A 20,715-nucleotide genomic window follows, 5' to 3' on the forward strand; every position below is an offset into this window, starting at 1 on the left:
ATCTACAATGTTTAAGTTCCTTTTTATTAGTTGTTAAAGATAAGCATTCTTATAAAATAGCAAACTTTATTTTTAACGAACATTCAATGATTATTTATTCCAAATTTTCCATGCTTTCTCAGCTTGCTGCTCTAGCATTTCTAATCCATTTTTTATAGTTGCACCTTTTTCTTTTCCTTTTTGTAAAAAGGTTGTTTCTGAAGGGTTGTATATTAAATCATACAACATATGTTTCTCACTAACAAACTCATATGGTATACTGGGGCAGTTTTCTATATTTGGGTGAGTACCAAGTGGTGTACAATTTATTAACAATAAATGTGACATCATTACTTTTTCAGAAACATCCGCATAGGTTATGGTATCTTTTCCTTTTGGTGTTCTTGACACAAATTTATACTCAATATTTAATTTATCAAGTACATAAGCTACAGCTTTTGAAGCTCCACCAGTACCCAATATTAAAGCTTTTTCATGATGCTTTTTCAACAACGGAGTTAATGATTTTTTAAAACCATATACATCCGTATTATATCCTATAAGTTTTCCTTTTTTTGTAATTCTTACAGTATTTACAGCTCCTATTTTTTTAGCTTTTTTATCAATTTTATCTAGAAAATCAAAAATCTCTAATTTATAAGGAATGGTTACATTCATTCCTTTTATTTCATTTTTATACTCTTTTATTTTTTTAGTAAACTCTTCTATATTCTGAATATCAAAGTTTACATACTCGTGTTTTGCTAATCCTAATTTTGAAAATTTCTCTGTAAAATACCCTCTAGAAAAAGAATAAGAGATGTTTTTTCCTACTAATGCAAATAGCTGTTTATTTTCGTTTTCTCCCATAAAAATCTATCACTAAAATTATAATTATTCCTATAATTACAAAACCTATTGAAATCCACGTTTCTTTATCCTGTATATCTGGAATGTAACGTTGATAATTTTCTACTATTTTATTTCCTTTTTTATCAAGTAAAAATGTTGCTTCTGTAGTTTTATAAATTGTTTTTTTCCATGGCCAAACGATTCCTAATGAACCAGTAATGAATCCTATAATAACGGCAGTAACTATTTGATGCCATCGTTTTAATACATATCCTAATATATGCGATATGGAAACTAACCCGAAAGCAGAACCAGCTGTAAAAACGGCTATAATTTTAAGATATCTAACTTTAACAGCATCTTTAAGCACCTCAAAATTTCCTGAAAATAAATTTGCAACTACATTTCCAAACACGTTTACACTATCAACTAAAAGCAATACATAATTACCTAGTAATATTAAAATAAAAGAACCTGAAAGTCCAGGTAAGGTCATTCCAGAAACACCAATTATTCCACATAAAAAAACAAACCAAAGGTTATCGTTTTCTTTTGCAGGCGTCATAAAACTTATACCTATTCCTATTGAGACACCTATTAATAAACCTACAATGTTTTTAAGTTCCCACTTACCAAAATCTTTAGAGATATAATAAATTGATCCTAAAATCATTCCAAAAAACCAAGCCCAAACATACTGCTCATAGTTTTTCAAAAAATAATCTAGTAGTAAAGAAATACTAAAATAGCTAAACATACTACCTAGCATTACTAATACCAAGAATTGTAAATTGGTATAACGTGCAAAACTTTTTAAACGGCCTGTTAATAATAGCTTAAATGCCTTTCCGTTTATTCGTTGAAACGTAAAAATGAGTTCTTCATAAAAACCCATAACAAAAGCAACCATACCACCAGAAACGCCAGGAACCTTATTTGCTCCTCCCATTGCCAATCCTTTTAAAAACAAATTGACTTTTTGAATAAATGTTCGTTCTTTTTGCATGTAGCTTAATTAGAAAAAACTAAAGTACAGTTTTTCTACTACTTTTTTACGGCTAATTTCTCTAATAATAAGATTAAACCAAAACCAACAATTGCTAAGATTAATGCATTGATTAATTGAGGTTCACCATTAAAATTTTGTGGCAAAATACTTTTCTCTAGAAGAGGCTTTACCACCCCATGCCTATCAGTATATGTTGAAATTATACTTTTCCATGGCCATACCTTATTCAATGACCCCAACATAAGTCCAGTTAAAGCTATCAACATTTCGTTTTTATAATTAGCAAATAACCATTTTAATAGTTTAGAGAAAGTAGTTAATCCTACAATAACTCCAATTATTATTGCTGAAATAATTTTCAAATCTTTGTTCGTTAAAGCTGTCATTACTAATGGGTAAACACCTATTAATAATAATATATAAGAACCTGATATCCCTGGAAGTATCATGGCACATGAGGCTATTGCACCAGAGAATATTAAAAATAAATAACTAGCTTCCTGGCCACTAGTAGAGGGAACTACAGTAATAAAATAACCAAATCCAATCATTAATAGGCCAATAATTATACTTACAACATTCCACTTCTCTACTTGTTTAGCTATGTATAATATGCTTGCTAACACTAAGCCAAAAAAGAAAGACCATAACAAAATTGGCTTGTGTTCCAACAACCATTTAATTGCTTTTGCTAAAGAAACAATACTAGTAAGAATACCAATAAAAAGTGCAGCTAAAAAACTACCATTCAACTGATTCCAAGCTTTTTTTAGCCCTTCTTTTTTTAGTGTTTGAAATAAACTTAGATTTATATTACTTATAGAACTTAGTAACTCTTCATAAATACCCGAAATAAAAGCTATAGTTCCTCCAGAAACTCCAGGAACTACATCTGCTGCTCCCATTCCCATTCCTTTTAACCCAATGATTAAATAATCTTTTATTGTTCTACTCATGTATAGTTAGTTATTTATCTTTCTTTTTAGTTGATTTAAAATGTATTAATTTTTTCTTCTTTTTAGCAATGGTATCTTTTTTCTCTTCTTTCTTTTTCTTCTTCTTTTTTAGGCCTAACTTTTCTCCTAACTCTGACAAGTTATTAAAATTAACTTGGTAAGATAATCCAACCCCTTGAGTATACCCTTCTTCGTCAGTAGAATATTGCACATCATTTTGTCTATTAAAAACAGTTCCTCTAAAATTACCTTCTTCATTAAGTAATACTTCTACTTTTACTTCTCCAACAACACTTGTTTGAGTATTTGCTCCTACAGGAACACCTACTTTCCCATTTACAATTACCCTATTGCTCAACTGAGTACTTACTGATACATCAACTTGATCATCACTATTTAAATTATCAACATTACTTCTATCTCCTTGGGTGTACCCAACCCCAACCTGAAATTTATTGTCTTTACTATTTAGCATATTAGACAAAATACTTGAAGCTATTTCTGATGCAGTTCCTGTTAAACCTGATGTTGCACTATTCCCTATAGCTTCATCATTATAAAATGTTCCAAAAGCTAATAAAAATGAAAAGTGTTGCATCTTCGTATTTAAATCATTTTCATTTAAAATAAACTCTAACTCAGAACTCACTGTTGAATTAGCATTGGGTATTTTAATATCAAACTCTTGCTTTGAATTAAATAAACCTCCTGTAATTTTTGTGTATAAATCTATAGGTATCTTTCGAGTAGAATTTACATTATCTAATACTTGTGCCGGATTCGCTTTTGTTCTATACACAGCAGTTATATCAAGTTCAGCATCGTATGGATTACCACTCCAAGATATAGTACCTCCTTTTTGCACTACAAACGGCTTATTTATACCAGCATATTTAAAATTATACAATCCGTTATCAACTGTAAAATCACCAAACATATTAAACTTACCACGAGTATCAATATCTATAAATAAATTACCTTGTCCGCTACCCCTTAGCTCACTACCTGATACCTTATCAATTACCACTTGTGCTATTGCATCTTTTGTTACATCAAGCCTTATTTTTAAATCTAATCCTTTAATATCATCTATTAACTTACTCTTTTCATCTTTAACAACTCCTCTTTTTTCAAAATGAATTAACTTATAATTATCTATCATTTTAATATCACTCAAAGGAATAACAAACTTAGTTCCTGGTTGCGTACTTCCGTTTACATCAATATCTAAGTTACTTGTAACTCCTCTTATTTCAGCCCTTCCCTTTAAAAATCCAGTTCCATAATATTGTACTTCCTCGCTTTCTTCTGTATCTAAAATCAATAAATTATCAGTGTTAATATTTAGATTCATAAACCACAAATCAAAATTTTGATGTGCAATATACCCTGATAGAGCACCTTGTGTTTTATGCTTAATATCTTCTAAAATTACATCATCTAATTTAAATTGTTGTCCCTCTAAATCAATTCTAGTATTTCCTTTAAGATCAAAATCCACGTTCAAATAAGGAAAAGCCAATCCTGCATTTTTTAAATCTAAATACCCATCAAAATCTGGATTTCTTAAAAAACCAGTAGCCGTAAAATTCCCTGTAACCTCTCCTCTTAATTTTGAAAGCACCTCACCTCCTAACGGACTAAATGCAGCTATTTTATACTCTTCTAAAGCTATATTTAAATCTACAGTTGGTCGTTTTTTACTAAAATCTAATCCTCCCGTTGCTGAAATACTCTTTGCCTTATCGGTAGAAAGTAACATATTTACCTTGTACTTTTCATACGAATTATCCCCAGTAATATCTAACGTTAGATCTCCTTGTTCAAAATCATTAATCTTAAAATCTTTAATTAATAAATTTGCTTTAGGACTTAACTTATCTTCGTTCTGTTTAAAATCTACAAGTCCATTAACCTCTCCATTTAACTTTAAACTATCAATAGAAGGTAAAAAACTTTCTAACTTTACTTTTGTGAAATTCGCTTGTAAATCTTTATAATTAGATCCCTTTATAGCTCCTTTCAATGCTATTTTTTGATCATTAGATTGAAAAACAAAAGGGCTGATTATAAAATCGTTCTCTTTTAAATTAAAAGTAACCTTATTTTCTTTATTACTCGTTGGATTTATTACCCAATCAAAACCTTTATAATTTAACATTGATTTTTGTACACCAACAACCCACTTTTGGTCTTTATCAATTGTATAATAAAAATCTAAATTGAAATCTTCTTCATAATTTTTCCCTCCTTTAAATTCTGATTTAAAAAATAGTGTATCATTTTGCGTTCTATTAATTAAATTCAATTTTTCAATATCATAATATTTAGAATCTATTTTACCTGCAATTAAGTGAGTATTATAAAGTGGATTTTTATTATTTAATCGTAATAAAACATTATCTATTAAATTTCCATAGGCATTAATTTCTGGAGATGAAAAAGTAAGCTTTAACGAGTTTTCATTTGATTTTATTTTTCCTTTCAAGCGTGTATTTTTACCTATTGATATTTCAGGTAAAAAGACATCAATTATTTGATTATAAATAGTAAAATCGAAATCTAAAAATTGATTTGGGGTAACTTTAAAAGGCTCATAATTTGTATACACGCTTCCCAATGCGTTTTGTGTAACTAAAGACAATTCATTAAATAAAAATTTACCTTTTAATTTACCTTTTACAATATCTTCTGAATTTACTTCTATTGTTTTAATACTGTCTTTTACAGCAGAACTTATATCAAACTTTTTAAAGGTATACGACTGTTTTTGATTTTTATAAACAAAGTTTTTAAATGTTGCTTTTCCTACAATATCATCAAAAGTATTTCCTGAAACATTAAGTTTCACTTTTCCTTTTAATTCTGCTATGTTATCTCTAGTAAATAAATTTGTTTTTTTAAGATCAATTTTATCAATATCAGCCTCAAAATCAAACTTATTGATTGCTGAAGAGAAGTCAGCTAACCCTTCAAATTTCATTTTAAAGTTATCATCTTCAGAGCTTAAAAACCCATCAAATTTCTTATTTTGAAATTGGCCGTTTACACTTAAGTTTTTATACTGGTATTTATTAAAATCAAGAGTGCTAATATTTCCTATAATGGTTGTATTAATATTATCTACGTTGAAACCACTTCCATTCACATCTGCTTTTAATGATATTTTACCCAATAATGGGTCATTAGCAAAAACACCTAAATCAAAATCTATGAATTCTACCTCACCTACATAAGCAGCTTCGTCAATGTTATCTATATTGGTAAGTTGTAAGTCAGAAATAGTTGATCCTATCTCAGAATCTACTGACAACGTAGCTTCCATTTGCTCAGGGGTAACTTTAACTAATCCAGACATTGTAAAGTTTCCTAATCGTTGAAACTCGGTTGGTAATGTTTTTCCTAATAAATTAGGAAGTACACTTTTTAATTGAAAATAATTGGCTGTAACATTTTCTAGATCCCCATCAAAAATAAAACCTCTACCCGTATTTAAAGCATTTACAAAACCAAGATCTCCAATAATTCTCATTCCTCGTTTAGATCTTAACTTTACATTACTTGCACTAAAATTATTTAAAACTCCATCAATAGTACCTGTAAAATACATTACATCACTACCTCTAAGCTCTTTATATAATTTATTTAAATCTTTAGCAGCAAGTGCACTTTTATCAAAAACAGCTTTAATCTGGACTTTATCAGAGAAATCAACTAAATCCTTTCTATTATATGTGAATTTTATGTTAGCTTTTAATACAGACTCATTATCAGTTTCTATAACCGTATCATCAAACAACATATGTGTTTTCGTATACTTAAAATTAGTAGTTAAGTTAGTTATGTTTACACCTCTATTATCAGTAAGGTACATTTTTTTGATATCCATAGAAACATCTGGACCAACTACAGAGAAGTCTTGTAAATTACCTCCTCCATTAAATGCTGCAAATTGTAGAGCATCTTTTTTATTATAATCAAACAACTTAAATGTTAAGTCTTTTAATTGAATATTATTACTTCTTAAAATAAATGGTGTTGATAAACTATCTTTAGGTTTTCCATCTTCAAAACTGTCAATAAAAATGGACATATTATCATTATTCTCATCTTTATACGTTTTCATGTAAAAATGAATTCCACTAAGAGAAGCTGCCCCTAAATCTATTTTATTATCTAAAACCTTTTTAGCGTTTTGTATAGATGTACTTAAGTTTTTAACAAAAATAAGAGTATCTTGATGATGATCTCTAATTTCAATTCCTTTTAATTGTACACTACCTAACCAAGATAAATCTATTTTTTTTACTACTATATTGGTACCATAACTTTCATTTATACTTTTTGTAGCATAGCTTCCTAGTTTACTTTGCACCGCTGGTATCGACAAGAAAAACATAAGCAACAACAAAAAAAGCACAACGTACTTTACTGTTCTAAATATTATTTTTCTTATTTTTTTTATAATAAAATTTTTAGTGAAAACAATTTAACAAAAGTAACTAGCAAACCCCAAAAATCTTGCCTTATTGCAAAGAAAATTCGATTTTAACGAATTTCTAACGCATTATGAATATTTTTGCTCTTTAATTCTTTTTAATTTGAGCACTAAAAACATTTATATTTTAGGTATTGAAAGCTCTTGTGACGACACAAGTGCTGCTGTTATTTGTAATGGTAAAGTTTTAAGCAATGTAGTTGCCAACCAAGAAATACATGCCAAATACGGCGGTGTTGTTCCTGAATTAGCTTCAAGAGCTCACCAACAAAACATTGTTCCAGTTGTACAGCAAGCTATAGAACAAGCTGGTATTACTAAAGAAGACTTAAACTCAATTGCTTTTACAAGAGGTCCTGGATTAATGGGGTCTTTACTTGTAGGTACTTCTTTTGCAAAATCATTAGCTTTAGGTTTAAACATTCCTTTGATAGATGTTAATCATATGCAGGCACATATTTTAGCTCACTTTATAGAAGAAGAAGGTTGTAAAATACCGCCATTTCCTTTTGTTTGTTTAACCATTAGTGGAGGCCATACTCAAATTGTTAAAATCACTAATCATTTTGAAATGGAAATTCTTGGTGAAACTATAGATGATGCAGTTGGAGAAGCCTTTGATAAATCGGCAAAAATATTAGGACTCCCTTATCCAGGTGGTCCATTAATTGATAAATATGCTCAACTTGGAGACCCAAAAGCGTTTAAATTTACAAAACCTAAAGTAGGTGAGTTAGATTTTAGTTTTAGTGGTTTAAAAACTGGGATTTTATATTTCATTCAACGAAATGTAAAAGAGAATCCTGATTTTATTAAAGAAAATTTACATGATATTTGTGCTTCAATCCAATATACAATTATTGAAATTTTAATGGAGAAGCTTAAAAATGCAGTAAAACATACTAATATTAAGCATATAGCAATAGCTGGAGGAGTTTCCGCAAATTCTGAAATTAGAAAACGCCTACAGTTAGCAGAGAAGCATTGGGGCTGGACTACTTATATTCCTAATTTTGAATACACAACTGATAATGCTGCAATGATTGCTATTACTGGTTATTTAAAATATCTAAACAAAAACTACGCTGATGTTTTTGTTACAGCGAAAGCTAGACTAAAAGTTACTGAATAAACTATGAAATCACTAAAAAACAGACTTTCACTTAGCTTTAATTATTTTGTATTATGGCTGCTCTATTTTTCTTTTTCTCGTTTTTTATTTTTAGCTTTTTATTACGATAAAACTTTTGATCTTGATTTTATTACCATCTTAAAAACATTTTTACATGGATTAAAATTGGATGCTTCATTTTCAGGTTATCTATCTTTAATTCCTTTTTTGATTTTTTTATTCTCAATTTGGATTCCTAAAAAAATAGTTGCTTTATTAATTAAAAGCTATACCTACCCTGTTATATTTATAATTAACTTATTTATGTTAATTGATATAGTTTTGTATAAATCGTGGGGAGTTCGTATTGATTCTACTTTACTAACTTACATCAACACTCCAAAAATAATGCTTGCTTCTGTATCTGCAACGATGTTAATTGGCGTAATTATTATTTGGCTTGTCATTTCTGGTTTCACAACTTATCTTTTCAATAAAAAACTAACGACTCTTTTTAATAATTTAGAAAAAGGAAAAATATGGGAAACTCCTATTTTTTTAGTTTTATTTGCTGCTCTTATACTTCCAATTAGAGGCGGTGTTCAAACTATACCTATAAACCAAAGTAATGTTTATTTTTCTAAACACATGTTTGCTAATCACGCAGCAGTTAATTTTATATGGAATTTTTCTAACACATTAACTCACAAAACAGAAGACACAAATCCATATCAAAATTTCAGTTCTAATAATGCTACAGAGATAATTGATAAAACAAGGAATCAACTATTAGCTAGTAATGATACGATATTAAAAACATCGAAACCAAATGTTATTTTAATTATTTGGGAAAGTTTATCTGCTAAAGCTGTAGGTGCATTAGGAGGAGAACCTAATGTTACAGAAAACCTAAATCAATTAGCAAAAGAAGGGATTTTATTTACTAATTTTTATGGAAATGGAGATAGAACAGATAAAGGTTTAGTTGCTGTTTTAAGCGGTTATTATCCTCAACCAACTTTAAGTATTATTAAAATGCCACACAAAACAAGAAAACTTCCAATGTTAACTAAGGAAATGAAAAACTTAGGTTACAATACAGCTTTTTACTATGGTGGTGATACTAATTTTGGTAATATGAATACCTATTTAAGAAATGGGGATATTGATTTCATGCTTGATGGTAGTGCTTTTGATAAAGAAAATTGGAATTCAAAATGGGGAGCACATGATCATATTTTCTTAGATCGCGTTATGAAAGATTTATCTAAACCTCAACTAGAAAAACCTTTTTTCAAAGTAGCTTTAACATTAACCAGTCATGAACCTTATGAATTTCCTGACACCTATAAATTTGGAAAAAATTCAGAAGAAAATCTTTATAAAAGTGCACAAGCATATACTGACAAAGCAATTGGAAAATTTATTTCTGATGCCAAAAAACAACCTTGGTGGGACAATACATTAGTTGTGATTATGTCTGACCACGGACATCCACTACCTAAACATAAAGGATATTTTAACTCTCCTAAAAAATTCCAAATTCCAATGGTTTGGTTAGGAGGAGCTCTTGCTAAAAAAGGGTATACTGTTGATAATTTCGGTTCACAAATTGATTTCTCATACACGTTAACTCATTTATTAAAAGGGAATGCTAGCCAGTTTAAATTCAGCAAGCATCTTTTTAATAATTCTGAGGAACAATACATTCATTATATTTTTAATAAAGGTTTTGGTACTGTAGGGAAAAATGGAAGTTTTGTGTATGATTATGTAAGTAATAAACCTGTATTACAAGAAGGAAATTATAAAACATTAGACTCTTTGGGTAAAGCCATAACTCAAGAAGCTTATCAAGATTTCCTAAACAAATAAGCTCCTATTGATTTTTAATTAATTTCAATTATCTTAGCTATAGCTAGACTAATATAACTTAATCTAAAAACTTTATGGAAAACGCAATTGAACCTTCTATATCAAAAACACATAATGATCGTGTATTGCTCCCTTTTCAGTTTGATGTAAGCAAAATGCTGAAAGAATTTGAAGATTTAAAACAGCAGCATTTAATTAAGTATGAATATTATGATACAATTCCTTTAAGAGCCCCAGCGCATATTGTAGACAAATCATTACCATTCCCCCCTCCAGCCGATGATTACGCTGATGGTTCTTGGACAGATTGGCTCGACACTACTGAGCTTAAAGAATCTCCTTATTTAACTAGTATTGTAAATACTTTTAAGGAACACACAAAAGTAACACTCGTTAGGTTACTTCGCTTAGCTCCTGGTGCTGTAGTTAAAGAACATAACGATCCAACATTAGCTCTTGAAATAGAAAAATCTGTAGTACGCCTTACCATACCTATTTTTGGTAATGATGATGTTACCTTTTATTTAAATAATACTCCTGTAGCAATGCAACCGGGTGAATGTTGGTATTTAAAACTAAATGATCCTCATAAAATAACCAACTACGGAAAAACTGAACGTGTAAATTTAACTATTGATATGATTCCTAATAACTGGTTAAGGAACATCATAAAAAAAGCAAATTAAACCAACATAAAACCCCGAACTTTTAAGTTCAGGGTTTTATATTTTTATGCTATAAATAAGATATTAACTTCTCTTATATTTAATAGAACATCCAATTGCACGTGTATCCGTTTTGGTAGGTTTATTACCTTTTAATAAAGCATCAACTGCATTCTCTACAAAACGTTCAGAAACATTACTTTCGCTACGAGAACTATCATCAATAGCTCCAATATACTCAACAATTAGTTTGCTTTTGTTTTTACTTAAAATATAAACATGAGGTGTTTTAGTTGCTCCATACATTGGATATACTTTTTGGCCTTCATCAAATAAATACGGAAACGTAAACCCTTTTTCTTTAGCTCTAACTTTCATAGATTCAAAATCATCTCCTGAAGAAACAGCTGGATCATTTGGATTTATTGCGATTACTGAATATCCTTTCTCTTTATATTTTTTATCTAAAGCTATAAGACGGTCTTCATTTGCTACAGAATATGGACATTTGTTACACGTAAAAACAACAATAAAACCTTTAGCCTTTTTATAGTTCGCTAAAGAAACCATGGTGTCATCGATATTTTTCAATTTAAAATCAGAAGCTACATCTCCTACTTTATAACCTCCGTTATCATTAATTGTAAATGCAGAAACTACAGCAGCAACAGTTAACACTAGTATTGTTTTAAAAGTTTTCATAATTATATTAGTTTAAAAAAGTTTGTAATTCACTTTGTAACTCTTCATAGTCAAATGATTTTTCATAGAACTTCCTTTTCTTTCCATTATAAATTAAAGTAGCTGGTATAGAACCTGTCCAGTTTTCAGCAATATCTTTAATCCAAAATTGTTCATTCCTATCTTCAAAATGAACTACTTTAGATTTTAACTTTTTCTCTTTTATAAATGGAATTAAATTACTTTCTATTTGTTTTGAAAAATCTAAACTTACCAAAACAACTTCTACATTTTTATCTTTATAATTAGCACTTAATTTTTCAAAAGCTGGTAATTCTTTTACACAAGGTACACACCAAGTAGCCCAAAAATTTATTACATAAATTTTTCCATCATTTTTATGTAATAAAGGTGTCAGCTGGTCATAATTTAGTGTTGAAACCTTGATTATAACTTCTTTTTCTTTTTTATCTTCATTACTTTTTTTGCACGAAACTCCTGCTAATACCATAAGTAACAACAAACAAACTCTATTCATCAATCAAAATTTATATAAGGCTCTAATTTAATTAATTACTATTATAATAGCTATTAATTAACTTAAACTTAACAAGAGAAAAGCTCAGAAAAATCAAGCCTAATAATAAATAGCGCCATACTCCTGACTCATTTCATCTTTGTATTGTGGTAATTTCGCTAATACAGCCTTTCTAATTGTTAAACTACTCAACAAGTATTCAAACCTATTTTCAAAATTCCCAGACATATATGCCCCTGGAGTACTTTGGGTTGAACCTGGTGTATTTGGGTTCCCCCATTCATTAAGATTCCTACTTCTAAAATAAGAAGTTATACAATCTCTTATATCTACTCGATTCCACAATTTAACTTTTGCTCCCCCTATAGAACTACTACCTTCTTGCTTTATAATCTTTACCTCTAAACTGCCCTGAGTAATAGACCTATCTAATGTAACTTTAAAACCATATTGCCCGTCTTGTGGAACAATTAAATTAGCATTAAAAATATTAGGAGTCGGATCTTTATCTATAAATTTAAGTCCTGGTATAGGGTTTACAGGAGAAACCAACATTTGTGTATTAAACGGAGCATTAATTAAAAACATATAGCTCCCTGAATTTAAATAATTATCAAAAAAATAAATAGAATTTCCATTCAAAAGAATGCTTTGCGAATTTGACATAATATAGTTTGTTTGGTTAATTTGTAGCTGTATTTTCTTTTAAAGATACCATTAAAAACCTCACAAACAAACCTAAACAGATAAAAAACAACCAATTAACACTAAAAAAAACTCTTCTATAACAAAAATGACAACCTGAAAATATCAGATTGTCATTTTATAAATTTCTTTTTTTGTTAAAAAACTTACGTTTATTAACAAAAAATATCGTTTAAAAGTTTTGCCAAACGCAAACCTCCTTTTTGTAATTGTTCTCTTACAATAGGAAAATAAACATACGAGTATCTATAACGCAAATTCTCTCCTACTTTAGCAGAGGCATACACTTCTTTTGTTAACTTATGAGTATCATACATCCAATCAACTACATTTCCTTTTTGAATTACCTTAACTTGTTGTTTAGACAATCTTTTTGCATTATCAGCTAATTCAACATAGCTCATATTCCATTTGCTAAGTATACTTTCATCCCAAACCCTATGTAAGTTTGATCCTCTCCCATGCCATTGAACCTGAATAGTATTTCCTCCCTTATCTTCTTTTTGACCTATATGCATAGGCTGATGTAAATCTCCCATCAAGTGCACTAACATTTTTAAATGAAAACGCTTATCTTTTACTGTACTATTTTTATCTTTTAAAACCTTCACACAACGATTAATCCCAGTAATTAAATCTCCTTTCGGGTTTTTTTCAGAAGTTTCATATTTTCCATCTAAAGGCATATTCACATAATGCCAAGAATAAAATTCTCTATAATTTCTATCAGATTTTATTTCATCAGCATAAGTTGATACAAAAGCTAAGCTTTCCCCCTCTAATAATTTATCTATCTTTCTTTTTGCTCTATTTGTTAAATGATTTTCAGCAATTTTTCCAGTAGCTCTATGTCCGGTTGGCCCCCAAATATCATCATTCGAAAACCCCGTAAAAGACATTAAAAAACTGAATACTAGTAATAAGAAACGTTTAGTCATTTTAAATACTTTTTTTGCGAAGTTAAAAAATAGTACGCATAGTTTTTTGGATTTATAAAAAAATATTTCATATCTTTACGATATCAAAATGATATCAAATTAAATCAAACAACAATATGAACTCAGAAAAAATCATTAAACCAGCAAATGGCTATCTATTATTTTTTATTGTACTAACACTTTTTATTGGTGGAATAATTATGTCAATCAAAAATGAAAACCCTATTTATTTAATTTCAACACTAGTAGGTTTTATTTTATCATTCGGTTTTATTTTAGTAAACCCTAATTCATCAAAAGTAATTTTGCTTTTTGGAAAATATGTAGGTACAGTTAAGCAAAATGGATTGTATTGGGCAAACCCGCTTTATAAGAAGAAAGCAATTTCTTTAAGAGCTAGTAATTTTGATAGTGAGCGATTAAAAGTTAACGACAAATTAGGAAACCCAGTAATGATTAGTACTATTTTAGTTTGGAGGGTTACTGAAACTTATAAAGCTGCTTTTGATGTAGACAACTATGAGAATTTTGTTCGTGTACAAACAGATGCCGCTGTAAGAAAGCTAGCAAGCATGTATCCTTACGATAACTTTGCAGATGAAGGTCATGATGAAGATATTACATTACGTTCAAGTGTAAATGAAGTAAGTGATGCTTTAGAAAAAGAAATAGACGAACGTTTATCTATTGCAGGAATTGAAGTACTTGAAGCTAGAATTGGTTATTTAGCTTATGCACAAGAAATTGCAAGTGCAATGTTAAAACGCCAACAAGCAACTGCAATTGTTGCAGCAAGGCATAAAATTGTTGAAGGAGCTGTAAGCATGGTAGAAATGGCCTTAGAGGAGTTAAACAAAAAGCAAATTGTTGAATTAGACGAAGAGCGTAAAGCTGCAATGGTAAGTAACTTAATGGTTATTTTGTGTGGTGATAAAGAAGCCTCTCCTGTTTTGAATACTGGTACACTAAATCATTAAAAAATGAAGAACAAGAATGCTTTTATGGGAATGATTTTCGGTGCTGGAATAGGTATTATTTTTTCTTCTACCGGATTAGGATTACCTATTGGGGCTGGAGTTGGACTCGTTTTTGGCTTACTATTTAACCAACAGAAAATTAAATAAAAGAATGGAAATTCTAAAAACAAATTTTAACCTATGAATAAAAAACAGATCCTTTATTTAGCAATTGGTATATCATTAGGTACTAGTTTAGGGGTTATTTATGGTGTAGTTTTTAATAATATACCTATTGGTATCTCATTAGGGTCTGGTATGGGCACAACAATTGGTGTTGCTTTATCTTTAGCTAATAAAAAAAAGTGTAAAACAGGGAAAAATGAAAGAATATAAAATTATAAATAGAAAGTTTAGTTGGAGTAATGGACGACAAAAATTTGAAGAAGAAATTAACAATTATGCAAAACAAGGGTGGAGAGTTATTAACGTGTATCCGTTAAATAACGGTGGTAATATAGAAGCTCTATTAGAAAAAGATAAAAACAGATAAAAATGAAAGAATATAAAGTAGTTAATTGGAAAATGGGTTTTTCTGGTAATAATCAAAAACTAGAGGACACTTTAAATCAATATGCCAGAGAAGGATGGGTTTTAAAGCATATTGCTGAAAACTCAGTAAGAATTATTTTAGAACGAGATAAAAACAGGTAAAATGAAAGTCTTTAAAGAAGAGCAACGATTTACTCAAACATGGCTACATATTCTTTTAGTTTTAGGATCAATTATCCCTATATACTCTATAGTTACAGGATGGATGAGTGCTATAGATAAAAGCTTAACTGCAAATAGCTCCTCTTTAATTTCATTAACCGCTATACTATTAGTTCATGTTTTAATTTATAGTTGCGTACTAAAAACTAAAATAGATGAGCATGGCATCCATTATCAACTATTTCCTTTTCATTCTAAATTTAAAACAAAAAAATGGAAAGAAATTAAAAACATAAATGTTAGGCAATACAATCCAATAGCTGAATATGGTGGTTGGGGAATTAGATACACTCTTTCTAAAAAAGGAATAGCAGTTAATATTAAAGGAAATATAGGCATCCAATTAGAATTAGTAAACGGTGAAAAGTTATTAATAGGAACTCAAAAAAAAGATGATGTAGAACTTGTTTTACACACCTATGAAAACAAAATAAAAATATTATGATACGCTTTATCTTTTACATTACATTTTACTTAATTACTATTGTATTTTCTTTTGCTCAAGTAAAATCAGAAAATATCATCATAAAAAATGATTCTATTGAACTACCTGGTACTTTAACCTATACATCAAAAAAAACACCTTTAATCATATGGGTTCATGGCTCAGGAAATATAGACAGAAATGGAAATCAAGGAAAGATTATAAAAGCTAATTATATTCAAAAGTTTAGAAAAGCAATTAACGTAAATGACATTGCCTTCTTTAGTTATGACAAAAGAACCGCTACCCCAAAAAACTACAAGTTTTTAAAGAAAGTAGTTTTTGAAGATTTAGTAACAGATGCTAAAAAAGTAATTGATCATTTTAAAAATGACCAAAGATTTTCAGAAATTATTCTAATTGGACATAGCCAAGGCTCACTGATTGGAATGTTGGCCTCAAAAAACATAGACAAATATATTTCAATAGCAGGAAGTGCACATACAATTGATAAAACTATTATTAAACAAGTAAATAAACAAAACAAACAATTAGGAAAAATCACAAAAAATCATTTTGAAGAATTATTGAATACAGGAGGCATTAAACAAGTAAATCCTTTATTAATTTCTATTTTTGCAAAACAAAATTTACCTTTTATTTCAAGTTGGACTACATACAATCCAGTAGAAGAAATTAAAAAATTAACGATTCCCACTTTAATCATTAATGGAAACAAAGATTTACAAGTGCAAGTTGAAGAGGCTGAACTTTTGCATAAAGCCAATTCAAAAACAACTATAGATATTATTGATAAAATGAATCATGTTTTAATAGAACTAGAAAAAGATTCTGATAACTTAAAATCGTATTATACTTCTGAATATATGATTTCCGACGAGTTAATAGTCTCTATTTTAAATTTTATAAAGAAATAGTATGGCAAAAAAGAAAGCATTTGCATTACGCATAAATGAAGATATGCTAAAGGCAGTTGAAAAATGGGCTGCTGATGAATTTCGATCTACCAACGGGCAGATTGAATGGATGCTTATGCAAGTTTTAAAAGAAGCGAAACGGGAACCAAAGAAAAAAGAAGAGTAAATATACTCTTCTTTGTATTGCCATAATTATTGTATAGGAACACCTCTTATTATCATACAATTTTATATATGACTTTTAAACGTCCTTTTTAAAAGAAAAACTAACCTAACTAAGCTAATATCCAGCTTTTAATAAACCGTTTCCAAAAGAGCTTAACATTTTTTTAAGAAGTTTAATTAATATCTTTACCTCTCAACATACTAATTAAACTTATCTAATGAAAAAAATACTTTCAATACTATTTATATCCATTAGTTCTATGCTATTTGCACAAGAATTTTCTATGGACTTGGTAAAAAACATGAAACCAAGAAATATTGGCCCAGGTGGTATGAGTGGACGTGTAACAGCTATCGATGTTGTTCAAAAAAACACTGATATCATGTATGTCGGTACTGCTTCTGGTGGTGTTTGGAAATCTACCTCAGGAGGAATTAAATGGAAGCCTATTTTTGAAAAACAAGTAACTGCTTCAATAGGAGCATTAGCTATTCAACAGTCTAACCCTAGTGTTATTTGGGCTGGAACAGGTGAAGGAAACCCAAGAAATAGTTTAAATGGTGGATATGGAATTTTCAAATCATTAGATGCTGGTAAAACATGGAAATCCATGGGACTAGAAAAAACACGTCATATACACAGAATTATTATTGATCCAACAAACCCTAATATTATTTATGTTGGGGCAATTGGATCACCTTGGGGAGAACATAAAGAACGAGGTGTTTATAAAACAATTGATGGTGGTAAAACTTGGAAACAAATTTTATTCAATAATAATAAAACTGGAGCAGCAGATTTAGTAATGGACCCTTCAAATCCTAATAAATTAATCGCTTCTATGTGGGAACATAAACGTGACCCTTGGTTTTTTAAATCTGGAGGAAAAGGAAGTGGCGTTTATATTACTCATGATGGTGGTGAAAATTGGAAAAAAATTACTGATAAAGAGGGGTTTCCTAAAGGAGAACTTGGAAGAATTGGAGTTGCAATATCTCGCTCTAACCCTGATGTAATTTACGCACTCGTTGAAGCTAAGAAAAATGCACTTTACAAAAGTATAGATGGTGGTTTTAAGTGGAAAAAAATTAACGACAAACGTGGTATTGGAAATCGCCCTTTCTATTATTCAGAAATTTATGTTGATCCTCAAAATGAAAACAGATTATATACTGTTTTTACATACATCAATGTTTCTGAAGACGGAGGTAAAAACTTCAAACAATTAATGCCTGCCTATGGAGTATCTAATGGAGTTCACCCTGATCATCATGCTTGGTGGATACATCCAGAAGACGCATCTTTTATGATTGATGGAAATGATGGAGGTTTAAATATTACACATGATAGAGGTAAATCATGGCGTTTTGTTGGTAATTTACCTATTGCACAGTTTTATCATATCAATGTAGATAATGAATATCCATACAATATATATGGTGGAATGCAAGATAACGGATCTTGGAAAGGACCTGCTTATGTATGGAAATCGCAAGGAATTAGAAACTCTTATTGGCAAGAAATTAGTTTTGGAGATGGATTTGATGTAGTACCCGATAAAGATGATGCTCGTTATGGATGGTCTATGAGTCAACAAGGATATGTTGTTCGTTATGATTCTAAAACAGGAAATAACTTTCCTGTTCGCCCTACACATCCTGATTCAAAAATGCATCTTCGATTTAATTGGAATTCTGCCATTAATATTGATCCTTTTAATAATTCTACACTATACTTTGGAAGTCAATTTGTACACAAATCAACCGATAAAGGACTTACTTGGGAAATTATTTCTCCAGATTTAACTACTAATGACAAAAGCAAATTAAAACAATCTGAAAGTGGGGGATTAACAATGGATGCAACTGGTGCTGAAAACCATTGTACTATTTTAGTGGTAGAACCATCTCCTTTAGAAAAGGATATGCTATGGGCAGCTACTGATGATGGACAAGTACAAATTACTCGTAATGGAGGTCAAAACTGGACTAATGTTTCAACAAATATAAAAGGGTTACCAGCAAATAGCTGGGTAACACAAATTAAAGCCTCAAACAAAAATAAAGGAGAAGCTTTATTAGTTGCTAATGATTATCGTAGATTTAATTACAAACCGTATGCATATCGTACTAAAAACTATGGTAAAACATGGGAACGTATAGTAAATGAAAATGATGTTCAAAGCTATGCTTTATGTATTATTGAAGATATTATAAACCCTAACTTATTGTTCTTAGGTACAGATGACGGATTATATATATCAATAAACGCAGGTAAAAAATGGATAAAATGGACTAACGGATTTCCTACTGTACCTGTAAAAGATTTAGTTATTCATCCAAGAGAACATGATTTAGTTATTGGTACTTTTGGTAGAGCTGCATGGGTGTTAGACGATATTCGTCCGTTAAGAGCTATAGCAGCTAACAAAAATATTTTGGTAAATAAATTTGAACTATTCTCTCCCCCTACCGGATATCATGCTGCTTATCAACAACCTACTGGCTCTCGTTTTGGAGCTGACGCCATGTTTAATGGAAAAAACAGGTCTAGTGGAGCTCTAATAAAATATTATTTAAACAAACCTAAAAAAGATTCTAAAAACAAAAAGGGAAAATCAAATACTAAAACTGTTAAAAAAGAGAAAAATAAAATAAAATGGGATTCAATAAAGTTTGAATTTTATAATAATAAAAACGAATTAATTAGAACTCTAAAAAGAAAAGCACCTAAAAAAAATGGAATTCATACATTACGTTGGGGGATGGATGAAAAAGGTGTACTAAGAGCTTCAAGAAAAATTCGTAAACAAAAATCTGAACCTAGTGGAATTGGAGCTAGACCTGGTATTTATAAAATTAAAGCGACCTATGGAAATGTTGTTTCTGAACAAAACATCTCTATTGAATTTGATCCTAGGTTAGAATTAACAGAACAAAATCTTGATCAATTATATGGAAGCTTAAAAAAGCTATCTAATAAAGAAAAAGTTATAGGAAAAGTAGTAAAACAATTAGTAGAGAGTAAGCAAATTGCCGACAACTACAGTAAAAAATTAAAAAAAGAAGATAAAGAAAAATATAAATCTGAGATAAAATCTTCAGAAAAAATTTCTAAAGAAATAACTAAATTGATAGACCTTTATTTAGGAAAAAAAGATAAACGTCAAGGTATAGTTAGAAGCCCGGTTCCAAATGTAAGTACTCGTTTATGGACAGCTTATAGTTATGTTGGTAGTAAATTTAAAAATCAAACCAAAACTGAAGAAAGATTAGTAGCACAATTTGAAAACACTTTAAAGGAAGCAATTGATAAAACTAATGCATTCTTTAATAAAGAGTGGTCTGATTATAAACAAAAAGTTGAAAAAATTACAATTACACCTTTTAAAGAAGTACGTATATTTAAAACAAATTAACAACTTAATAAACTTACTATATTCATTAAAAAATCACCCGAAAAGGGTGATTTTTTAATGAAAGCTATTATTTACTTTTACTACAACTCTTAATACCCTTTTAATTATGTTGAAATAACTACTATTTCAAACTCCCTTAACATATAAGCTCTAGCAAAAAAATATACTTTTTAGTATTACATAAATATATTTTTCGCGAAAATTAGACACAAACCTTGAGTGTCTTTAAACG

Annotated in this window: 20 protein-coding genes; 12 read left to right on the top strand and 8 right to left on the bottom strand. The window is 29.5% G+C overall.

Features of this window, described 5'->3' with window-relative positions; translation table 11 throughout:
- Positions 1–90 precede the first annotated feature (90 nt).
- The 4 genes from BLV71_RS02470 to BLV71_RS02485 are packed head-to-tail and all read right to left on the bottom strand — an operon-like array spanning position 91 to position 7,171.
- Positions 91–849, bottom strand: a complete 759-nt coding sequence (locus BLV71_RS02470; RefSeq protein ID WP_093869010.1) for a shikimate dehydrogenase family protein — start codon at positions 847–849, stop codon at positions 91–93.
- A complete protein-coding gene (locus BLV71_RS02475; RefSeq protein ID WP_093869011.1) occupies positions 830–1,837 on the bottom strand; it encodes a DUF368 domain-containing protein in 1,008 nt (335 codons plus the stop codon). The genes BLV71_RS02470 and BLV71_RS02475 overlap by 20 nt, the downstream gene beginning before the upstream one ends.
- A 38-nt stretch (positions 1,838–1,875) precedes the next feature.
- On the bottom strand, positions 1,876–2,796 hold the full coding sequence (locus BLV71_RS02480; RefSeq protein WP_093869012.1) for a DUF368 domain-containing protein: 921 nt from the start codon (positions 2,794–2,796) through the stop codon (positions 1,876–1,878).
- Between the two features lie 10 nt (positions 2,797–2,806).
- Positions 2,807–7,171, bottom strand: a complete 4,365-nt coding sequence (locus BLV71_RS02485; protein WP_255405091.1) for a translocation/assembly module TamB domain-containing protein — start codon at positions 7,169–7,171, stop codon at positions 2,807–2,809.
- A 226-nt stretch (positions 7,172–7,397) separates the two neighbouring features.
- Between BLV71_RS02485 and tsaD the strand changes: the two genes are divergently transcribed.
- From tsaD to BLV71_RS02500, 3 genes are all read left to right on the top strand, one after another.
- The gene (tsaD, locus tag BLV71_RS02490) at positions 7,398–8,426 is read left to right on the top strand and encodes a tRNA (adenosine(37)-N6)-threonylcarbamoyltransferase complex transferase subunit TsaD (protein WP_093869014.1); all 1,029 of its coding nucleotides are present in this window, start codon (positions 7,398–7,400) and stop codon (positions 8,424–8,426) included.
- Between the two features lie 3 nt (positions 8,427–8,429).
- Positions 8,430–10,280, top strand: a complete 1,851-nt coding sequence (locus tag BLV71_RS02495; RefSeq protein ID WP_176974332.1) for an LTA synthase family protein — start codon at positions 8,430–8,432, stop codon at positions 10,278–10,280.
- A 74-nt stretch (positions 10,281–10,354) separates the two neighbouring features.
- Positions 10,355–10,966, top strand: a complete 612-nt coding sequence (locus BLV71_RS02500) for an aspartyl/asparaginyl beta-hydroxylase domain-containing protein (RefSeq protein ID WP_093869015.1) — start codon at positions 10,355–10,357, stop codon at positions 10,964–10,966.
- 63 nt (positions 10,967–11,029) lie between these two features.
- Here BLV71_RS02500 and BLV71_RS02505 read toward each other — a convergent pair whose 3' ends face one another.
- From BLV71_RS02505 to BLV71_RS02520, 4 genes are all read right to left on the bottom strand, one after another.
- Positions 11,030–11,647 (bottom strand): thioredoxin family protein, encoded by a 618-nt coding sequence (locus BLV71_RS02505; RefSeq protein WP_093869016.1) that lies wholly within the window; start codon positions 11,645–11,647, stop codon positions 11,030–11,032.
- Positions 11,648–11,654: 7 nt separating this feature from the next.
- Positions 11,655–12,164 carry a TlpA family protein disulfide reductase gene (locus BLV71_RS02510; protein WP_093869017.1) on the bottom strand — a complete coding sequence of 170 codons (510 nt, stop codon included), beginning with the start codon at positions 12,162–12,164 and terminating at the stop codon, positions 11,655–11,657.
- Positions 12,165–12,263: 99 nt separating this feature from the next.
- On the bottom strand, positions 12,264–12,830 hold the full coding sequence (locus tag BLV71_RS02515) for a hypothetical protein (protein ID WP_093869018.1): 567 nt from the start codon (positions 12,828–12,830) through the stop codon (positions 12,264–12,266).
- A gap of 194 nt (positions 12,831–13,024) precedes the next feature.
- Positions 13,025–13,807, bottom strand: a complete 783-nt coding sequence (locus tag BLV71_RS02520) for a S1/P1 nuclease (RefSeq protein WP_093869019.1) — start codon at positions 13,805–13,807, stop codon at positions 13,025–13,027.
- Between the two features lie 116 nt (positions 13,808–13,923).
- On the opposite strand from BLV71_RS02520, the gene BLV71_RS02525 reads away from it, so the two are divergent.
- The 9 genes from BLV71_RS02525 (at position 13,924) to BLV71_RS02560 (ending at position 20,483) form a co-directional block, all read left to right on the top strand.
- A complete protein-coding gene (locus BLV71_RS02525; protein ID WP_093869020.1) occupies positions 13,924–14,784 on the top strand; it encodes an SPFH domain-containing protein in 861 nt (286 codons plus the stop codon).
- 3 nt (positions 14,785–14,787) lie between these two features.
- Positions 14,788–14,931 carry a hypothetical protein gene (locus BLV71_RS18425; protein WP_176974333.1) on the top strand — a complete coding sequence of 48 codons (144 nt, stop codon included), beginning with the start codon at positions 14,788–14,790 and terminating at the stop codon, positions 14,929–14,931.
- 33 nt (positions 14,932–14,964) lie between these two features.
- Positions 14,965–15,159: a glycine zipper domain-containing protein gene (locus BLV71_RS02530; RefSeq protein ID WP_093869021.1), complete on the top strand. Its 195-nt coding sequence runs from the start codon at positions 14,965–14,967 to the stop codon at positions 15,157–15,159.
- On the top strand, positions 15,146–15,316 hold the full coding sequence (locus tag BLV71_RS02535; RefSeq protein WP_093869022.1) for a DUF4177 domain-containing protein: 171 nt from the start codon (positions 15,146–15,148) through the stop codon (positions 15,314–15,316). Before BLV71_RS02530 ends, BLV71_RS02535 begins: the two co-directional genes overlap by 14 nt.
- A 2-nt stretch (positions 15,317–15,318) precedes the next feature.
- Positions 15,319–15,477 carry a DUF4177 domain-containing protein gene (locus BLV71_RS02540; protein ID WP_093869023.1) on the top strand — a complete coding sequence of 53 codons (159 nt, stop codon included), beginning with the start codon at positions 15,319–15,321 and terminating at the stop codon, positions 15,475–15,477.
- 1 nt (position 15,478) lies between these two features.
- A complete protein-coding gene (locus BLV71_RS02545; protein ID WP_093869024.1) occupies positions 15,479–15,982 on the top strand; it encodes a hypothetical protein in 504 nt (167 codons plus the stop codon).
- Entirely contained in the window at positions 15,979–16,899 is a 921-nt protein-coding gene (locus BLV71_RS02550) for an alpha/beta hydrolase (RefSeq protein ID WP_093869025.1), read from the top strand. Before BLV71_RS02545 ends, BLV71_RS02550 begins: the two co-directional genes overlap by 4 nt.
- A 1-nt stretch (position 16,900) precedes the next feature.
- Entirely contained in the window at positions 16,901–17,065 is a 165-nt protein-coding gene (locus tag BLV71_RS02555; RefSeq protein WP_093869026.1) for a type II toxin-antitoxin system antitoxin, read from the top strand.
- Between the two features lie 217 nt (positions 17,066–17,282).
- The gene (locus BLV71_RS02560; protein WP_093869027.1) at positions 17,283–20,483 is read left to right on the top strand and encodes a WD40/YVTN/BNR-like repeat-containing protein; all 3,201 of its coding nucleotides are present in this window, start codon (positions 17,283–17,285) and stop codon (positions 20,481–20,483) included.
- Positions 20,484–20,715 lie beyond the last annotated feature (232 nt).

It is taken from the genome of Tenacibaculum sp. MAR_2010_89 (assembly GCF_900105985.1).
Lineage (GTDB): Bacteria > Bacteroidota > Bacteroidia > Flavobacteriales > Flavobacteriaceae > Polaribacter > Polaribacter halocynthiae.